Here is a 16,332-nt window from a genome sequence, read left to right as displayed (position 1 = left end):
TCGTGACTGTTTGGTTGGCGCATTTTGACGAGCTTGCTTCACTGGTTAATCAGTTTGAGCAAAGTGCGCTTAGCGCCGAGCCTGGCGTTGTTCACAAAGAAGTTGATACTCGTATTAGCGACGCGTATCTGCCGGCTTCTAAGCTTGAAACCGAGCTTCGTTCCGGGCTGGAGCTGCCGCTTTGGGCACTGGATAGGCGCGGTGCCTTTTGGAGCTACAAAAATCAGCCGGTATTTGTTTTTGCTGTCGATGTTGCAGAGTTAGATGATGGCGATCTCAGAACACAGTTTTATCATCAGGTGCACCTCGGGCCTTGCTGCGAAGCCCTAAGTGACCAATCTCGTTATGTGCACATCGCCAGTTGTCAATCAGCGCTGAAAAAATGGCCCAGCGAGCTCAGTTTTGAGCTTTGTCACCACTGTTTGTTTGAAAGCAATTATCGCGGGTATCGCGCACTCAACCAAAATCAGCAAGCGCAGTTGCAAGAGCAATTTAACTTTCTTGACTTTGTTCGCTGGCGCTCAGCTGATTATTTTCCAGAGCAAAGTTTTAAACTTTGGCACCAGGGCAGGGAGCTTTGCGACTTTGATACCGGTGGCAATGTCGACGCCTGTGTATGTGTGCATTGCCAGTGGCCGCTTGAAGCTGATTCGGCGTATTTTGTCAACGATGCGGCGGCGCTGCTGGGCTTAGAGCAACCGTGCTGCCTGTGCTGTACTGATAAGGCTGAACCGGTTGCCATCGTTCGCGACAGTACCTTAATTGAAGCGTATGCCAGGCGTTATGCGGATTGGAAAGCGACCTATAAGCAAGTTAACAATATTGATGCTGCGACAACTGAGTGGCTCAAGTTTTCTTGGGGGCAGATCGCCTTTCACTTCCCGCCAAGTTGGCAGCCTTTGCTCGACACCTTTAAGCAGTTCGAGCCGGCGGATATTTACTGTGATATTGGCGGCGCCCAAGCGCTGCTTGCCTGGCCTCGAATGAAACGTGCGATCATCTCCGATCAGCAACAAAAAGATGCCTTTCCTGAAACTTGGGAGTTGTGGACCTTTAGTGAAGTGCTTCAGGATCTGTAGCCGTGTTGTCACGATTGGCGCTGTTCGGCACTGCACTTTATTCTCAGTACTTTTCGACGTAGACTTAGCTGCGTATTCAACTCAGCGCCACAACAAGTGTTGAACTGGTGATCAGAGCGTGCTAATTCAGTGAGAGTCGTGTGATGTTTAGATGCCTACTGTTTATTTTGTTTTGCTTATCGTCTTATGCCTCGGCGGAGGTTTCTGCGGCGCTCACACCGGATCGATCCATCCCTAATAGTAACTACGCATTTCCCAACGACGATAAGTTAAAGCCTAAGAACGGTGATTTTAAGATTTTAAACTACGTGCTGATGAGCAACGAGCTCGGCGAACGCTGGAGCGTTATTACACTCGAAAACTTGTCGTCGGGAAATCGCAAGCTCGATCAAGACCACCTTATGGCTCTATTTGCCAATGGCAAGCGCCTGGCTCCGGAGCAGTTTGGTTTAGAGTTTAAAGGCCGTGAAAGCCAAACAATTACCGTTTCATTTGGTATTCATAAATTTCCAATTCTTACGATTTATTCGAGCAACTCAAAATAAGTCTGCTGCTTGCTAGCAAGTAGCCATCAAGCTTCAATTGGTCTTTTGACTTTAGTTCGGTGAATTCACCTATAGAGTTTCTGGTTGATACTGTCTTATTCGTATTTACACAAGAAGCTTTGTATGTATGCACTGTTTGTGCCTATATCCTGCTATGCTCCGCAGCTAATTTGTTAATAATAATTTATGTGTCAGTTGCATATGCGTACATTTATCTCTTTTAGCTTAATACTTGTTTGTTTGCGATGCTGGGCAGAAATACCCGTTGAGCACTTTTCTCGGCTGCCCGCTTTTGCCGAGCCGGTAATGTCGCCAAAATCAAGCAAGTTGTCCGCAGTTATGGTTGAAGATGGACAGGAGTATCTCTATCTTTTTGACCTTGACCCTGATCGAGACCCCTTGCTTAAACCTGTGCGTCTGATGTCTAAATCAGAGCATCTTTATTTTCAAGACTATAAGTGGGTAAATGAAGACGTACTGCTGGCTGATATACGCACGACAGTGCGTTGGTACGGTAATTTACTAAATGTGACGCGCTTTATTTTAATCCCGGCCGATAAAGCGCTCGACCATAAGTTTATCAGTGCTGACTCAGACTCATGGGGGCGCCCGAAGCAGCATTCCAATTTTATTCATCGTTTACCTAAGGACAATGACCATATCCTTGTTGCGGTAGATGAGGATGAAAAAGCACAGTATTTAGCTCCGGAGGTTGATAGAGTTAATGTATATACCGGTAAAAAGCAGCGGGTTCAGCGTAATATTAAGGGCATATACGATTGGATTGCAGATAATGACGGTAACATTCGTGTAGGTGTCGCTTATAAAGGGTTGACGGGTGATACAGATCAGTTGATTTACTACAGGGATAAGGGCGAAAACTTTAAGGTTTTTCAACGAGCAAACTATTTTGATAACAAACGTTACGTCCCTGTGGCTTTTCACGAACGCGACAATAATATTTTGCTTGTTCGGTCTACGAGTGAAGATGAGAAAAGCTCAGATGATAAAAGCCGTTTGTATCAGTTTGATTTAAATAAATCGAAGTTGATTGGGCCTTATATAAATTCCAAGCATGAGGAAGTGATCTCAAAGTTTGAAAAGGCCTTGCCAGGCTATACGGTCAGTATCGTCTCCTCGAACGACGATGATAGTCAGTTTATTGTTTACCTGCACAGCGATACCAAGGTGCCTGCGTACTTCTATTACAACGAAAGAACAGGACTTTATACCCGTTTTCCCTCGCCTTATCCTGAACTTGAGGGAAAGCTTTTTTCTAAAATGGAGGAGTTAAGTTATTCCGCGCGCGATGGTTTAACGATCCCTGCGTTCCTGACGATGCCACATTCCTCGCGAGGGAAAAAAGTACCGACAATTGTATTCCCTCATGGCGGCCCTTGGTCTCACGACGTCTGGGGTTTTGACCCCTACGTCCAATTTTTTGCCGATCGTGGATACGCTGTTTTCCAACCTCAGTTTCGCGGATCAACCGGATATGGCGCAGACCACGAGCAAGCAGGGTATCAGCAGTGGGGCCTGGCGATACAAGACGACATAACCGATGGCGTAAGGTGGTTGATAGAGCAGGGTATTGCTGACCCCGATAAGATTTGTATTGTCGGTGAGAGTTTTGGTGGTTATGCCGCGGCTATGGGGTTAGCAAAAACACCGGAGTTATATCGTTGCGGTGTTTCCGTAGCCGGCGTATTGGATATGAAACAGTTTATAGCCGATCGCGGCGAATACATGTTTAGTGGCATTAACAAAGCAATTTTAAATAAGAAGAAAGAAGCCAAATTGGTGAGTCCCTATCACCTCGCCGATCAGATTCGTGCACCGTTGTTGTTAATCCACGGCGACAAAGACACCGTCGTGCCAATCAAACACAGTAAGAAACTGTATAAAAAGCTCAAGCGAAATAAGAATGATGTTGAGTTAATTAAAATTAAAGGCGGCGAACACTGGCACACAAGCGAGCAGCATCAGCTGCAGAAACTTCAAGCGATCGATACGTTTTTGGCAAAGCATCTTAAATAGCAGTGGTTTTAATTGTTGTACTTGCGCCGTGTTTGTTTGCCTAAGAAGCATTTAGGCTCCGCTATTTAATCTTCCCCGGCCACTGCTCTAAATAGCAAATGCTCAACCCGCATTGGCCAGTTGAGCATTTGCGTTATTTGGCCCATAGTTGTGCATTAAATATGCTCCGGCTGTTGATCTGCGCTGGGGCCTGGCAACGATTGAGGGAAGCACGTGCTTTTTCGCCTATTTGTTACGTCTTATTTTGTTTGCATCAGTCATCTGGCCATTGCCACACCTAAGGTTTTGGCGCCGCCGGAACTCGAGCAGTGGCGCGACTGGTTGCTTTTTGATCACGACGATGTCCACTGCCCCTATATCAGTATTGCCGGCGAGCGCGCGGGTTTTGAAGGCGGTGAACGAAGCTGTCTTTGGGTTTCTGAAACGGAACTTAGGGCGGATCAACGCGGCCTGGATTTTACAGTGAGAGGGCAGGCTTTTGCGCCACAGTGGCTGCTGTTGCCAGGCGATGAGCAGGCCTGGCCCGAGCAGCTTGTGCGCGTTAGCGCAACACAATCTTCTAAAGCACTACCTGTGCGAGCGAAATCAGGTCGCCCAGAGGTGCAAGTCGACGGCGCATTTGTTATTCGCGGGCGTATTAATTGGCCGTCGATGCCAGCCAATCTGGCGCTGCCAAATAACAGTGGTTTGGTGCATTTATTTGTTGACAATAAGGCTGTGCCAGCCGATATCGATGCCGACGGTGCGCTGTGGTTGCGCCGCCAACAATCGGGCCTGACATCGGAGCGCAACAGCGAAGATATTCAGGTATTTCGCAAGTTGGACGATGGCAACCCCGCCCGCCTGACAACTCGCTTGCAGTTAAATATCAGTGGTCAGGCTCGCGAACTTCGGCTTGGGCAAGTCCTTTTAGATAATTTTGTTGCGTTAAAGCTCAACAGTCAATTACCTGCGCGCCTGGAGAAAAACGGCGATTTGCGTGTGCAAGTTAAACCCGGTCGCTGGCAGCTCAGCGTTGAGGCTCGCCATGTGGGGCCACTTAGTCGTGTTAGCTATCGACAAAATAGTGAGCTTTGGCCAGAAACGGAGCTGTGGGCTTTTGTAGCAGATAGGTCGCTGCGCAGTGTGCAATTAGCTGGTGCTGCGGCCGTTGACCCGAGCCAAACGCTGTTACCTGAAGCGTGGAAACAGTTCCCAAGTTTTAGGCTGCAAGCAGGCGAGACGTTAACCTTAACCGAGTTGCATCGCGGCGCCTCGTTGCCCGATGCCGATGAGCTGAATTTAAAGCGCAAGTTGTATCTGGATTTTGACGGTGCGGCATTTACCGTTAGCGATGCGATTCAAGGGCAGCTCAAACAGAGCTGGCGCCTGGATTCGAGCCCCGAGCTGCAACTTGGCAGTGTGCGTGTCGATGGTCAGGCGCAGTTAATCACCCGTTCGCAAGACGGTAAAACCCAAGGGCTGGAGTTGCGACACAGCGATGTTTCACTTCAGAGTGTTGCGCGCATGCCGGCAAAAGGCCCTTTGCCTGTGTCGGGTTGGCTGAGTGATTTTGATGCGGTTTCGGCCGAGTTACATCTACCGCCGGCGTGGTCGTTAATTGCCAGCACAGGGGTCGACAAGGTTCGCGATTCCTGGCTGTCGAGCTGGAGCCTTTGGAATATCTTTGTTTTATCTTTGATTGTTGTTGCCGTTTATCGTTTGATGGGTTGGCGCACCGCGGGTTTTGCGCTGGTGACGCTTTTACTTATTTTTCAGCGCCAGCACGCGCCCGTTCTTATTTGGTTAAATTTACTGGCTGCCATTGCCCTTGCCGAGCTTGCCAAAGCTAAGTTGGCGCTGTGGTTAAGGCGCTACCAGGCGCTCTCATTCTTAGCGCTGATTATTTTGTTATTGCCGTTTGCTGTGCAGCAGCTGCGCCTTAGTGTGTACCCCCACTTGGCGTCGATGAATTATCAAGATGTTAACAAGCCACTGGCGGCGAAGTCTCGCAGTGCGCTGCCGGCCGCAGCACTTAGTGACGTTGCCGAGCAGGCCTATTCTATTGCGCAGGGGCGCGAAAAAACTCGGCCTGCGCCTTATAATAGCGCGGGCAATGTCAGCCAGCAGTACGACCTGGATACCGCGGTGCAGACCGGGCCGGGCTTGCCTCAGTGGCGCTGGCAGCGAGTAAGGCTAAACTGGAGCGGCCCCATCACTAGCGCTGAGCGTATGTCGTTTGTATTGGCGCCGCCGTGGTTAAATCGACTGGGCTATTTGCTGTCTGCTGTGATGAGCATGCTTTTGGCATTTTTGTTCTTGCGTAACAGCGCTTTTTTCAAAGGCGGGCGCTGGCAGTTTTTAAGCCTGGCGTCAGCGCCGGCTGCGACAGGCGATAAGGAAAACAAGCGTGCAGATTACGGTGATTTAAACAGTGACCCAAACAACAAAAATAATAACCCGGGTGTTTCCGCGCAGTTAAATCCTGTGATGCTGTTTATTGCCGTACTGATTGTAGCTGTGAGTTTGTACGCGCCGCAGTCGATGGCAAAAGCACTTGCGCCAGAGCCGCCGGCAAACAATATCAGTGTGGGCGAAACCCTGCTCAGTGAAAAACTACTGACGGAGTACCAGCGGCGTTTAATTGCCAAACCAGATTGTTTAGACAATTGCCTATCGATACAGGCGGTTGAACTCAATGTAGAAGACGACGTGCTGAGTGTGCAGCTGTTTGTTGATGCGCAGGCTCACGTTGTTTTAGCACTGCCGGCATGGCGTACGCAATGGCTGCCAACGCGTGTTGAGCACAACGGTCAAGCGGCTGTATTACAGTTTTCGACGCAGGGGCAACTGTATGTTCCCTTAGAGCGCGGTCGCCACCGCATTTTTTTACATGGAAAGCTCGAGCGCGACCAGGTCTCACTTAATTTTTCTCGGCCTTTGCACAATGTGCGCAGCCAGCTTCAGGGCTGGCAATTAAGTGGCGTCAACAAGCGTTTTGCGGCAAGTGGCACTGTGCAGTTGCAGCGTCTCAATAAAAATAGCGTTGCGCGCGAGTTGTTATTGCCCGACCCAATTGAGCCTTTTGTGGAAATTAAGCGCGAGCTGTTATTGGGGCTTCAGTGGCGCATGAAAACAACCGTTCGCCGTATTGCACCGCGCGATGCGGCGGTGGCGATCACGGTGCCGCTTGTTCAGGGTGAATCCCCGGTCACTGAGCTCGAGCGCGATGCCGCTGGTGTGAAGGTGCTGCTTGGGGCGAGACAGCGAAGTGTCAGTTGGGACAGTGTTTTAGAAAAAACCGAGCAGCTTAGTTTAATTGCAGCGCAAAATACCCACAGTTCCGAATTGTGGACGCTGTCGGCATCACCGGTGTGGCATGTCGATTTTACCGGTATTGCCGCGTTGAAACAGTCGAGTGCTTTACTGCACACGCCCAGTTGGCGGCCGTGGCCCGGTGAGCGTGTGGATATTCGTATTCAGCGCGCTGCGGCCGCACCCGGGCAGAGTTTGACCATCGAGCAAGCTAAGCTTGTGCACCGCTTAGGGCAGCGCGCAAGCCACACTGAGCTGAATTTTTCTGCGCGCACAAGTCGCGCTGTGGTGCTGCCGTTTACCTTGCCCAAGGCCGCCGTGCTTGAATCGCTTAGCATTGATGGGCGAGCGCAACCGCTGCTTAATAGCAGTGGTAAGGTTGATCTCTCGTTAACACCAGGGGCGCAGAATATCGAGCTTAAATGGCGCTCTGACGACGGCATTGGCACGCTTAGTAAAAGCCCGAGTTTTTCTATGCCGCTTGCCTTAAGCAATTTGTACACCGAGCTTGTTTTACCCGGCGATCGCTGGGTATTGGCGCTCGGCGGGCCGAGCATTGGCCCGGTGGTATTATTTTGGGGCATTGTTTTATCACTGCTTTTATTTTCCTGGATCTTGGCGCGCTTGGCCTTAACGCCGCTGGGTTTTTGGCAGTGGTTTTTATTGGGGTTAGGTATCTGCAGTACAAATTTATATACGCCGGCGGTGGTTGCAGCTTGTTTACTGGTTTTGGGAGCCAGGGGCCGGTTAAAAACACAGTTAAGCGCGACACAATTTAAATTGATGCAGCTTGCGCTTTTGTGTTTTGCGGCGCTTAGCCTGTGCTTACTGTTGGCAACCATTCCAATGGGGCTGCTTTCCAGCCCGGATATGCTGATAAGTGGCAATAACTCGTATGCCAACAGCTACGCTCAGCATTTAAATTGGTACGAAGATCGCTCGGCGGCTGCTTTTTCAGATGTTTGGGTGTTTTCATTGCCGCTGTGGGCCTATCGTGTGGCGATGCTGGCTTGGTCCCTATGGTTGGCATTTTCGCTGTTGCGCTGGTTAAGCTGGGCTTGGCTGCAGTTAAATGTTCGAGGTTTTTGGCCGGAAAAAGCGTCGTCTGTAAACACTTGAGTGGGCTTAATGTACAATGGCGCCTTTGATTTAGGCGCCGAAAAAAGCCGGTACTCGGTGACACGTATGTTTGCGCCTGCTTTGTTTGTTGTTTTAGTTTGTTGTTAGTTTGTTTTTGTATCCGTTTTTTGTGTTAGGGCGAGGCTGTGTCGACGTTAAATAACTTCCTGCGTTTGAAGAAGCTGAGTAAAGTGATCGTTTACGGTTATTGTAAGCCAGAAGATCACACTCACCACTGGATCCACAACGCATTTTATCGCGCTTTAGCGTACATGTTAGATCGCGAATTTGAGCTTGTTTGGCTTGACAACGAACACACTAAGCCGGTTTCTTTTTTTGAAAATGCATTGATTCTGACTAACGTCAACAAAGGCAAAGTGGATGTTCGATTGCCTGTGCTGAGTAATAGTTTTTATTTGGTGCACAATCACAAGCCTGCAGTCATGCAGCCTGATAAATACCAAAAAGCCTTAGATAATATGCACGCCATTACCTACGAGGTATATCGAGGCTTGCCCAAAGATGGCTACTTAGCCATAAAAAACGAGTATGCGCATTTTTATTCTGCCGAAGAAAAGAACGCAATACTTACCTGGGGTACAGACCTATTGCCCGAGGAAATTGACAAAAATATTGAACTGGTAAAAAGCTCAAGCGACGAGAAACGCTACAACTACAGTTTTGTTGGCTCTATATGGGAGTCTAACCAAGATGCATTTCACGATTTTGTTAGTGCCGTTGCGAACAAGGGTAAGCACGTTCATCAGTTTGGCTCGTTGATCAAAGACCCTGATACCGTTACTTCCTGGGCTGCGTTGGTGTCTGAAAAAAGAAATGTTGACCTTGAAGAGAACCAGGCGATTATTCGATCTAGCGAGCTTGCTCCTGCGATTCAAGGCTATAAGCAGCTTTACAATACAGATGATATTGGCAACTACATTCCCTGTCGGATTTTTAAGAATATTAGTTACGGCGCAATGGGCGTGACAAACAATATGTCGGTACACCGCGTGCTTAATCAAAAAACCATATATGACTCAAACGTGTCTGTCATGGTCGATAAAGCTGAAGCTTGGTTGCTGACTGACAATAAAATCGCCGATATTGTCGATTTGATGCAGCTAGTTAAAGCCGAGCATACCTATATCAACCGAATCGAATCTTTGATTACTTGCTTGTCGCGGCTCGAGGCGCAAACTGATCAGAGCGATGCTCAGCAAATGGTTCAGAAAGCTGCTCAGAAAGCCATGCACTATAACAAACTAAGTTTCTACGCAAAATCGTTCAAGTACAAACTTAAGCGCTTTAAACGCCGCTATTCAAAGCGTAGCTAAGCCATGCTTGGCCGCTAACACAGTAAATCTTAAGCACAGTAACAGTTGTAGAAAAGCGCCGGTGCTAAATACACAGGCCAAGGGCTTGTTGTGGTGCCTGGGTGAACAAAGCTGGTGAATAAAGCTGGCCTCGAGTGTTATCTAGGCTTTTGTACTGATGGAGGGCAATCTGGTGTTTGTAATAAGCCCGGTCTTACAATGATGTATACTGACTGCCCGAATATTGACCTTGTTAAAACGTGGTTGGTATTGCAGGTATTTTCACGGATTTGACGGAGTATCAGGATGAAAACGATTTTGTTTGGAGTAGTGCTTATGGCGGCGGGTTTAGTGGGCTGTGCTGACAAAGACAAGGGCCAGGATGAGGCTAAAATGGTCGGTGGCGACAGAGACGAGCACGGCTGTATTGGCTCGGCCGGTTTTAGCTGGTGCGAGCGCACCGGCAAGTGTGAGCGCCCGTGGGAGCTGGCCAGTAAAGTTGGTTTTGAAAATACTGCAGAAGCCTTTGACAAATACTGCGCATCAAAAGAGCCCTAAATAAGAAACAGTGTGGCGCTTGTATTTGTATTTGTGCGCACTTGGGCGCCACACTGTTTTGTCACGCTAACGGCGCTACTACAATTACAACTACAACTAAAGCTAAGGTTTATTCGCTTTCGCTGTTTTGTTGGTGGTGAAGCTTTGGCTGGCGTCTTTTAATTTCTTGGCAAGTTCAACTAACTGTTCACACTGTAGCGAGACCTGTTCTGCTATTTCGGTATTTGATTCAGTGACCGATTTGATTTGTGCCAAGCTGCTGGCAAGGTCGTTGCTCGCTGTCGCTTGTTCGCTCACGCCTAGGGATATTTCACTAAGATCGTCTGCGGTGACGTTAATATTGTCGACTATCGATAAGAGCGAGCGTTCGGTTTTATCTGAGGCCTGATTACCAGCTGCCATTTTGTCTAATGTGGAGGCAATCAGCATTGTGCTTTTTTCTGCCGCTAGCCCACTTCTCGCAGCGAGCCCTCGCACCTCATCGGCCACCACAGCAAAACCCCGGCCGTGTTCGCCTGCTCTGGCTGCCTCAATGGCTGCGTTTAGTGCGATAAGATTTGTTTGTTCAGCGATGGCAGAGATTTCTTTCATTGTCACTGAGATATCGCTACCGGACTGATTGATAGCCTCGAGCGCGCTTATCAACGCTTTCATACGCTGTTTTCCGCCCTCAGCTTCATCAAGCACGCCGTTTGCTTTATTCTTGACGTTCTTGGCCGAGCTTGCGATGTTGAGCGTCTTTGTTTGAAAGTTTTGTAGCACATCGTTGATAGCAGAGATAGAGTGGTGTTGACTCAGTGTACCCTGAGACAGTTGGGTGCCGCTGGCATGGATGGACTCAATTGCCTGACTAATATCCAACACAATTGTTTGCTGAGCTGTGACCAAGTTTGTTAAGTTATGTTGCATGCTGGCAAGGGCTTGGCCCAGAATATCGGCGCTGCTCGCAGGGGTAATCTCGTGTGTTAGATCTCCATCGGCAACACGTTGAGCCAGTGTCACGAGCTTTTTTTGTTCGTAGATAAGTGTGTTCAGCGCAGAACCAATCATTCCCAGCTCATCGTTGCGGCTGTTTAGTTTCTCCCATTCGTCTTTCTCGACATTAGCAAGTGACAGGTCTCCTCGGGAGAGGTCTTTGATTGCTCTAACAATGGAAGATATATAGAGGGTGATTGAACTGACCAGCTGGTAAACAACGGTGCACACGATAATGGTTACCAACAAGCCAATTTGCAGGCCGGTTTTAATTACTTCAGCGCGATTTTGTTCGGATAACTGTTTGTCTGTTGCGCTAACAATATACCAGCCTGTGGCGGGGTCTTGGGAAACGCCCCCCTGATAAACAATACCGTTCTCGCTAAACTCGATATTACCTTCGCTATTACACAGCGGCGTCAGTACCAGATCTTTTGGCGGCGCTGCTCCGATTGAAGAGTGAGCCAAAAGCTTACAGTCTGCTGTGAGAATAAAGGCTTTGGCTGAGCGATCATAAGTGGAGACGTCGACGTAGTCATTGTAAAAATCACCCAATGGCACGCTGATAAAAATAACTCCGTTGCTTTGTTCATGCCGTTTGGCGAAAGTGACTAGCGGCTTACCGTCTACGCGGCTATATCTTGGCCTTGATATCACTACGGTATTTGCAGTGCGTGCAGCATGAAAATATTCCATTGACGCATAGGATTGGCCGACTCTGTTTTTATTGCTGGCGGCAATTGCTGTACCGTTGGCGTTGAGTAAAGCAATGTTTCTTAAATTTAATTGAGCTTTTAAGCTTGACCAGCGGGCATTAAGTTCAGTCGCTGCCTCCGGTAGGGTGAGCACCTCGTTAATTTGCGCATCTTCCGAGAGCGACAGCAATAGCTTTTCATGAAATTGGCGCCAATGCGTAATATTCATTAACAAAAATGCACTATTGCTGGCATTCTTTTGCTGAGTTATTTCCCGGTTGGTATTTAGACTGATGCTCGTCACCATCCAACCGGTGACCATCAAGCCTAAGATAACTACTGGCAGCAGGCGGGATATGAATTTGTATTTTAAGCCGCGCATAGATCTAAAAGCGTTAATATGCCAATTTAATGTAGTTGATACTTGAACCTTGGCAGGCCTTTCCGGATGACTCACTTAAAATAATTATTTCTCTAAGGTCTGGGTTGCTTAATACTGCTTCGGGCCTGCACAGTTTTTCAAAGTGTTTAATGTTTAGCTTTTCTAGAGTCTTGGTTTCTGGCTGATAAAACCAGAGACTGAACTGAGTCTGTTTGGGTACCGGGCCACCGATAATCAAATAGCCTTTAATTGCGTCGATATACTCCATGCCTCTTATGCCGTGGCCGTTCAAGGGTAGGGTGATAACATCCGTGACGGCCGGGTATGTCAACGGCGAGCTTACTTCCACGAGTATTGCATCGCCTTCAAACAATGAGAATTCATCTCCAAATGTGGGTGCGCCAAAGCTTGCGCCGGAAAGGGGGGAGCGTAAACCAAAGATGACTCGTTTGGGGTTCTTGTGTGATACCGATAAGCCTTCTACGTTTAAGCCGCCTAACTTGCCAAACGAAGGAGCAATTCTGGCGTACCAATGCGGATCTTTTAGTTGCTGATTCAGCGCTGATAAAATCAAGTCGCGCATGGGCATCTTGTGTTCTTTGCGAATGCTCCAGTCCGAATTAAATTCTATGCCCGTCAACAAGCGATACTCTGAGGTATCTTCGTTAGCCTGACTCAGGCTTGAACTTATAAGAAATACACCGTCGACATACGTCGCGCCTTCGATATCTTGTTGAGACATTTGCCGTTGTATTTTTATTGCCGGTTGATTGATTTGGCTGTATTGGCTCAGCCTTATTTCGGGGAACTCGCTGTTCTTGCCCCCGTCGAAACCAAGTAACACGTGCTTGTTGTAGTAGGCGGCGGCGCTTAAATCTTGATGCGTTTTTTGCTTGTATTGATAGTTAGGTGTTGAGCCTTTATCGACAAAACGAAATTCAACACTGGCGAAAACAAAGCTGGGACTTAGCACTAATGCCAAGCCTATCGATCGAAGTTTAGGCATAAGAGCGCTACCTAGAATAAATATTGAATACGCATGGCGTAGGTTTCAACAGTATCACCACCGATTAGGTCTCCGTCGTCGTCGGCATTGTCATCCATAGCCGCGTGAATATAGTTCAGCCTGAAGACCACGTTTTTATGCGCGTACCAGTTGAGCCCTAGGGTGACGTTGTCCGATGCACCGCCATATATATCGGCGCTGTCATCACTTAAATCAAGCGTGCTATAGCGCAGAATGAGTTCTAAATCGCCGTGTTCAGAGCTTGGTATAACTGGGCCAAATTCACCATCACTCAAGTTATAACTACGGCCATCGCCGGTTAAAAAATAGCTGCTCTCAAGATAAAAACCGCTGCTTTCGTAGTCTGCTGAACCTTCGTCTCTGCTGACACTTGTATTAAGGTACTCGCCGCTGAACATCCAGCGATCAAATTGTCCGGCAATTTCAAGCCCGTAGGTGCTTATGTCTTTGACGTTGTCGATTTTACCGGTGTCTAAGAATTTATAATCGGCGACTTCGTTTTCAAGGCCGGCCTTGAATTTTATCTCTCGATCTTCATCTGACTGTGGCGAATAATGCAGGTAGTTGTAGCCGATATGGGTAAAACGTCGAGCGTCGTCACTTAATAGTGGGCGAAAGAGACCGCGGCTGGCATAACCAAAGGTTTCTGATTGATCTTCGTCTGCACTACTGACACCGATGTCGTCGCCAAACACAGATAAACCTATAAAATATCTTTTATTCCAGTTGCTCGCACTTAGGCCAATTCTTCTGCCGACACCAAAACTATCGGAAACCATCGGAGTTTCCATAAGTGGGTACCAGCGCGAGGTGGTTGATTCAGCGAGACTGAAATGCGGTTTGTGGTTGCCGATTTTGATAGTGGTATTGGGGATGGCGATATAGGCTACCCACATATCTTTTATTTTTGACTCATTGCCGGCAAAATCGATATCAAACTCCCCGGCCCAGGTATTGTCATATACGGTCTTAAATGCAAGGCGCGCTCGCCGTATTTCCGAATCACTTTTGAGGTTGTTTTTCTCTGCTTGCACGGCACCCGTATCAAGCATAATGCGGCCGTCGATCTTCATTTGATACGACTTATCCGGTGAGCTAAAGACTAAATAACCTTTGTCATAGTTAAGCTCCAGTGGGTGAGGGCTTGAGTCTGATGCATGTGCCAGAGCTGGAGCGGCAATCAAGAGGCCGTTTAACAAATAGTTTTTGAAGTCGCGCATACTGATTCCAAAGGGTTGTTAGGCTAAGCAGATGCAGCAAACACTGGAAATCTTCGATGAGCTCGTTATAGCGTATTGTTATGCATCCTGACTTAGACTAGTTCAGTATTGGCGCTTTTGCGTATTGTTTGGTTTTGGCTGCATGCGCTTGTTTGGCGAAACAAAGATATAGGTCTGTCGTGACCTGAAAAAGCCCGGTTGCTTGTGTTGCACTGAGAGAAGATGGGTAAGAGTTAAGGGCTTGGGACAAGGGAAAGGAGAAAGAAACAAGGAAAGATGAAAGTAATACAAGCCGGTCTTTCTGAGCGCTGTCCAGGTTAGTTGAAATCTAAGCTGCGCTTATTGATTATGAGCTTCGGCTAGCTGTCGATTAAAGCGGTTAATGATTTCCCAAAGCGCAGCTTGTTTACGCATTAACAGGCCATCATTGCTGACAAAAATATAGCTGGCGCCTATTTTAGGGACGATAAGCAGCAGTGCGTACCAGCGTGTGTCCGAGCCGTTGTGCCAATAAAAGGGCCGGTCTTGTGTATCTTCGAGCACCCAGCCCATGGCGTAGTGATCGGCGCTGGGCTGATGCAGTGTTTGAAAACTTTGCCGCTTTAATAAAGCGCTTTTGCCATCGGCGCCGAGGCGGTGAGCCTCGCCATAGCGCCAAAGATCAGCAATGTTCATATGTATGTCGCCGGCCGCGGCGATAATGCTCGGCACTTTATTTCTATCGGGAAAGGCGATGCCCATGTTGCGATTGTGGCCTAGAGGCTGGGCTTGTGTTTTAGTCGATTTGGGTGGGCCAAAACCTGCGCTATTGAGTTGCAGTGCGTTGAACACATGTTTTTGCATGGCCTGTTCCCAGCTCAAGCCACTTGTGCGCTGAATAATGACACTTGCGATCATATAACCCAAATTGGAATAGAGCATGGTTGAGCCGGGTGGATATTCGGGCGCCTGCTCTTTTAAGTAAGCAAGTGCCTTGTGCTCGCGCGTTGCAGCCGCGTCACCACTGTAATAGCTGTAGCGCAGCATATCGATAACATTTAGGTTGGCTCGAACACCGCCGCGATGCTGGAGTAATTGCGCAACAGTGACCGCTTTCCAGGCCGGCAGTATGTTGTCATCGGCAAACAACTCACCAAGTGTATCCTGCCAGTTGAGTTGGCCCTGTTCGACAAGTTTGGCCATCAGTGTTGCGGTAAAACTTTTAGTGATAGAGCCAATGTGAAATGACATATCGGCTGTAAGCGGCTCACCAAATAGCACACTTGTTGAACCGTAACTCGCTTGTGCCTGGATATCGCCATCGATGCTCAACAAGCTAACAATACCAACCAAGCCGAGTTGCTCGTAGAGGGATTTTATTGCCTGATCGTAGCGTGGCTGTAACTCTGAGGCGCGGTTTATTGGGCTTGCCAGAATAAGTACTGCCAGGCACAGACATTTAATGCTGATAAAAGCGGTGCTAAAGCGCGCCATAAGCTTGCCGTATTAAATTATTTCGCTCAGTTTATCCTGAAGGGCTCCGCTAGAGATAGGCCAAGTAGAAGCAGGTTAATAAAAACAGGCTAATAAAACAGACGAATCAAAATAGACCAGTAAAGATAGACCAGTAGGAATAGGCTAGTCGTGTGTGGCCGCCGGGCATTGAGCAGGAAAAGTGAAAAATAAAGAGTGAAAAGGAGAAAAACATGCCAGAGGCCGAGTTAAATATTTTGATTCACGCCCGCGTGAAGCCGTCAAAACTGGATGCATTTGTGAAGCTGCTTGATTTTTTGCAAGACAACACCACCAAAGCTGGCTGCACACACTACGAGTTTTATCAAAGTCGCGATTGTAAAACAGAGTTTATCTTGTGTGAGCACTGGCAAAATCAAGCCGCACTCGATGCGCATATGCAAGAGCTTTTTAGTTTGCTTGGCCCGGCTAATCCCGGTGAGCTTGCACCCGCTAAGTTGATGGATATGTACGAGTCTGTAAACCCGGTTTTTAACAATAAAATTTAACTTATTGCCACGCTTGTTCTTGCCCGTGTTTTAGCGTTTATTGAGCTGGCGTGTACTTTTTTGTTGTTGTGTTGTCGTTTTTAGGGGG

11 protein-coding genes are annotated in these 16,332 nt (G+C 48.1%); 7 read left to right on the top strand and 4 right to left on the bottom strand.

The window, feature by feature from the left end:
• Positions 1–2: 2 nt before the first annotated feature.
• From CFK45_RS12450 to CFK45_RS12425, 6 genes are all read left to right on the top strand, one after another.
• Positions 3–1,079 (top strand): hypothetical protein, encoded by a 1,077-nt coding sequence (locus CFK45_RS12450; RefSeq protein WP_143247575.1) that lies wholly within the window; start codon positions 3–5, stop codon positions 1,077–1,079.
• A gap of 143 nt (positions 1,080–1,222) precedes the next feature.
• A complete protein-coding gene (locus tag CFK45_RS12445) occupies positions 1,223–1,624 on the top strand; it encodes a hypothetical protein (protein WP_096086774.1) in 402 nt (133 codons plus the stop codon).
• 201 nt (positions 1,625–1,825) lie between these two features.
• Positions 1,826–3,661: an alpha/beta hydrolase family protein gene (locus CFK45_RS12440; RefSeq protein ID WP_158224690.1), complete on the top strand. Its 1,836-nt coding sequence runs from the start codon at positions 1,826–1,828 to the stop codon at positions 3,659–3,661.
• A 213-nt stretch (positions 3,662–3,874) separates the two neighbouring features.
• Complete coding sequence (locus CFK45_RS12435; RefSeq protein WP_096086772.1) at positions 3,875–8,074, top strand: hypothetical protein; 4,200 nt, start codon at positions 3,875–3,877, stop codon at positions 8,072–8,074.
• A gap of 146 nt (positions 8,075–8,220) precedes the next feature.
• A complete protein-coding gene (locus tag CFK45_RS12430) occupies positions 8,221–9,408 on the top strand; it encodes a hypothetical protein (RefSeq protein ID WP_143247574.1) in 1,188 nt (395 codons plus the stop codon).
• 285 nt (positions 9,409–9,693) lie between these two features.
• Positions 9,694–9,945 (top strand): hypothetical protein, encoded by a 252-nt coding sequence (locus tag CFK45_RS12425; RefSeq protein WP_096086770.1) that lies wholly within the window; start codon positions 9,694–9,696, stop codon positions 9,943–9,945.
• Between the two features lie 102 nt (positions 9,946–10,047).
• On the opposite strand, the gene CFK45_RS12420 is transcribed toward CFK45_RS12425, so the two are convergent.
• The 4 genes from CFK45_RS12420 to CFK45_RS12405 all read right to left on the bottom strand — a co-directional run bounded on the left by CFK45_RS12420 (position 10,048) and on the right by CFK45_RS12405 (position 15,717).
• Positions 10,048–11,997, bottom strand: a complete 1,950-nt coding sequence (locus CFK45_RS12420) for a methyl-accepting chemotaxis protein (protein ID WP_096086769.1) — start codon at positions 11,995–11,997, stop codon at positions 10,048–10,050.
• 13 nt (positions 11,998–12,010) lie between these two features.
• Positions 12,011–13,003 carry a hypothetical protein gene (locus CFK45_RS12415; protein WP_143247573.1) on the bottom strand — a complete coding sequence of 331 codons (993 nt, stop codon included), beginning with the start codon at positions 13,001–13,003 and terminating at the stop codon, positions 12,011–12,013.
• 11 nt (positions 13,004–13,014) lie between these two features.
• Positions 13,015–14,244, bottom strand: a complete 1,230-nt coding sequence (locus CFK45_RS12410) for an OprO/OprP family phosphate-selective porin (RefSeq protein WP_096086767.1) — start codon at positions 14,242–14,244, stop codon at positions 13,015–13,017.
• A gap of 339 nt (positions 14,245–14,583) precedes the next feature.
• A complete protein-coding gene (locus tag CFK45_RS12405) occupies positions 14,584–15,717 on the bottom strand; it encodes a serine hydrolase domain-containing protein (protein ID WP_096086766.1) in 1,134 nt (377 codons plus the stop codon).
• Positions 15,718–15,929: 212 nt separating this feature from the next.
• On the opposite strand from CFK45_RS12405, the gene CFK45_RS12400 reads away from it, so the two are divergent.
• Positions 15,930–16,244, top strand: a complete 315-nt coding sequence (locus CFK45_RS12400; RefSeq protein WP_096086765.1) for a putative quinol monooxygenase — start codon at positions 15,930–15,932, stop codon at positions 16,242–16,244.
• The last annotated feature ends 88 nt before the right edge of the window (positions 16,245–16,332 follow it).

Origin of the sequence: Agaribacterium haliotis (assembly GCF_002312815.1) — a bacterium.
Classification (GTDB): domain Bacteria; phylum Pseudomonadota; class Gammaproteobacteria; order Pseudomonadales; family Cellvibrionaceae; genus Agaribacterium; species Agaribacterium haliotis.
The sequence above is the reverse complement of the archived record's forward strand: the minus strand, read 5'-3'. Positions and strand labels throughout refer to the sequence as shown.

Excerpts from the sequence above, each read along its gene's own strand:
- CFK45_RS12420 (WP_096086769.1), bottom strand. The coding sequence starts at position 11,997 with ATGCGCGGCTTAAAATACAAATTCATATCCCGCCTGCTGCCAGTAGTT.
- CFK45_RS12445 (WP_096086774.1), top strand. The coding sequence starts at position 1,223 with ATGTTTAGATGCCTACTGTTTATTTTGTTTTGCTTATCGTCTTATGCC.
- CFK45_RS12440 (WP_158224690.1), top strand. The coding sequence starts at position 1,826 with ATGCGTACATTTATCTCTTTTAGCTTAATACTTGTTTGTTTGCGATGC.
- CFK45_RS12425 (WP_096086770.1), top strand. The coding sequence starts at position 9,694 with ATGAAAACGATTTTGTTTGGAGTAGTGCTTATGGCGGCGGGTTTAGTG.
- CFK45_RS12405 (WP_096086766.1), bottom strand. The coding sequence starts at position 15,717 with ATGGCGCGCTTTAGCACCGCTTTTATCAGCATTAAATGTCTGTGCCTG.
- CFK45_RS12400 (WP_096086765.1), top strand. The coding sequence starts at position 15,930 with ATGCCAGAGGCCGAGTTAAATATTTTGATTCACGCCCGCGTGAAGCCG.
- CFK45_RS12415 (WP_143247573.1), bottom strand. The coding sequence starts at position 13,003 with ATGCCTAAACTTCGATCGATAGGCTTGGCATTAGTGCTAAGTCCCAGC.
- CFK45_RS12410 (WP_096086767.1), bottom strand. The coding sequence starts at position 14,244 with ATGCGCGACTTCAAAAACTATTTGTTAAACGGCCTCTTGATTGCCGCT.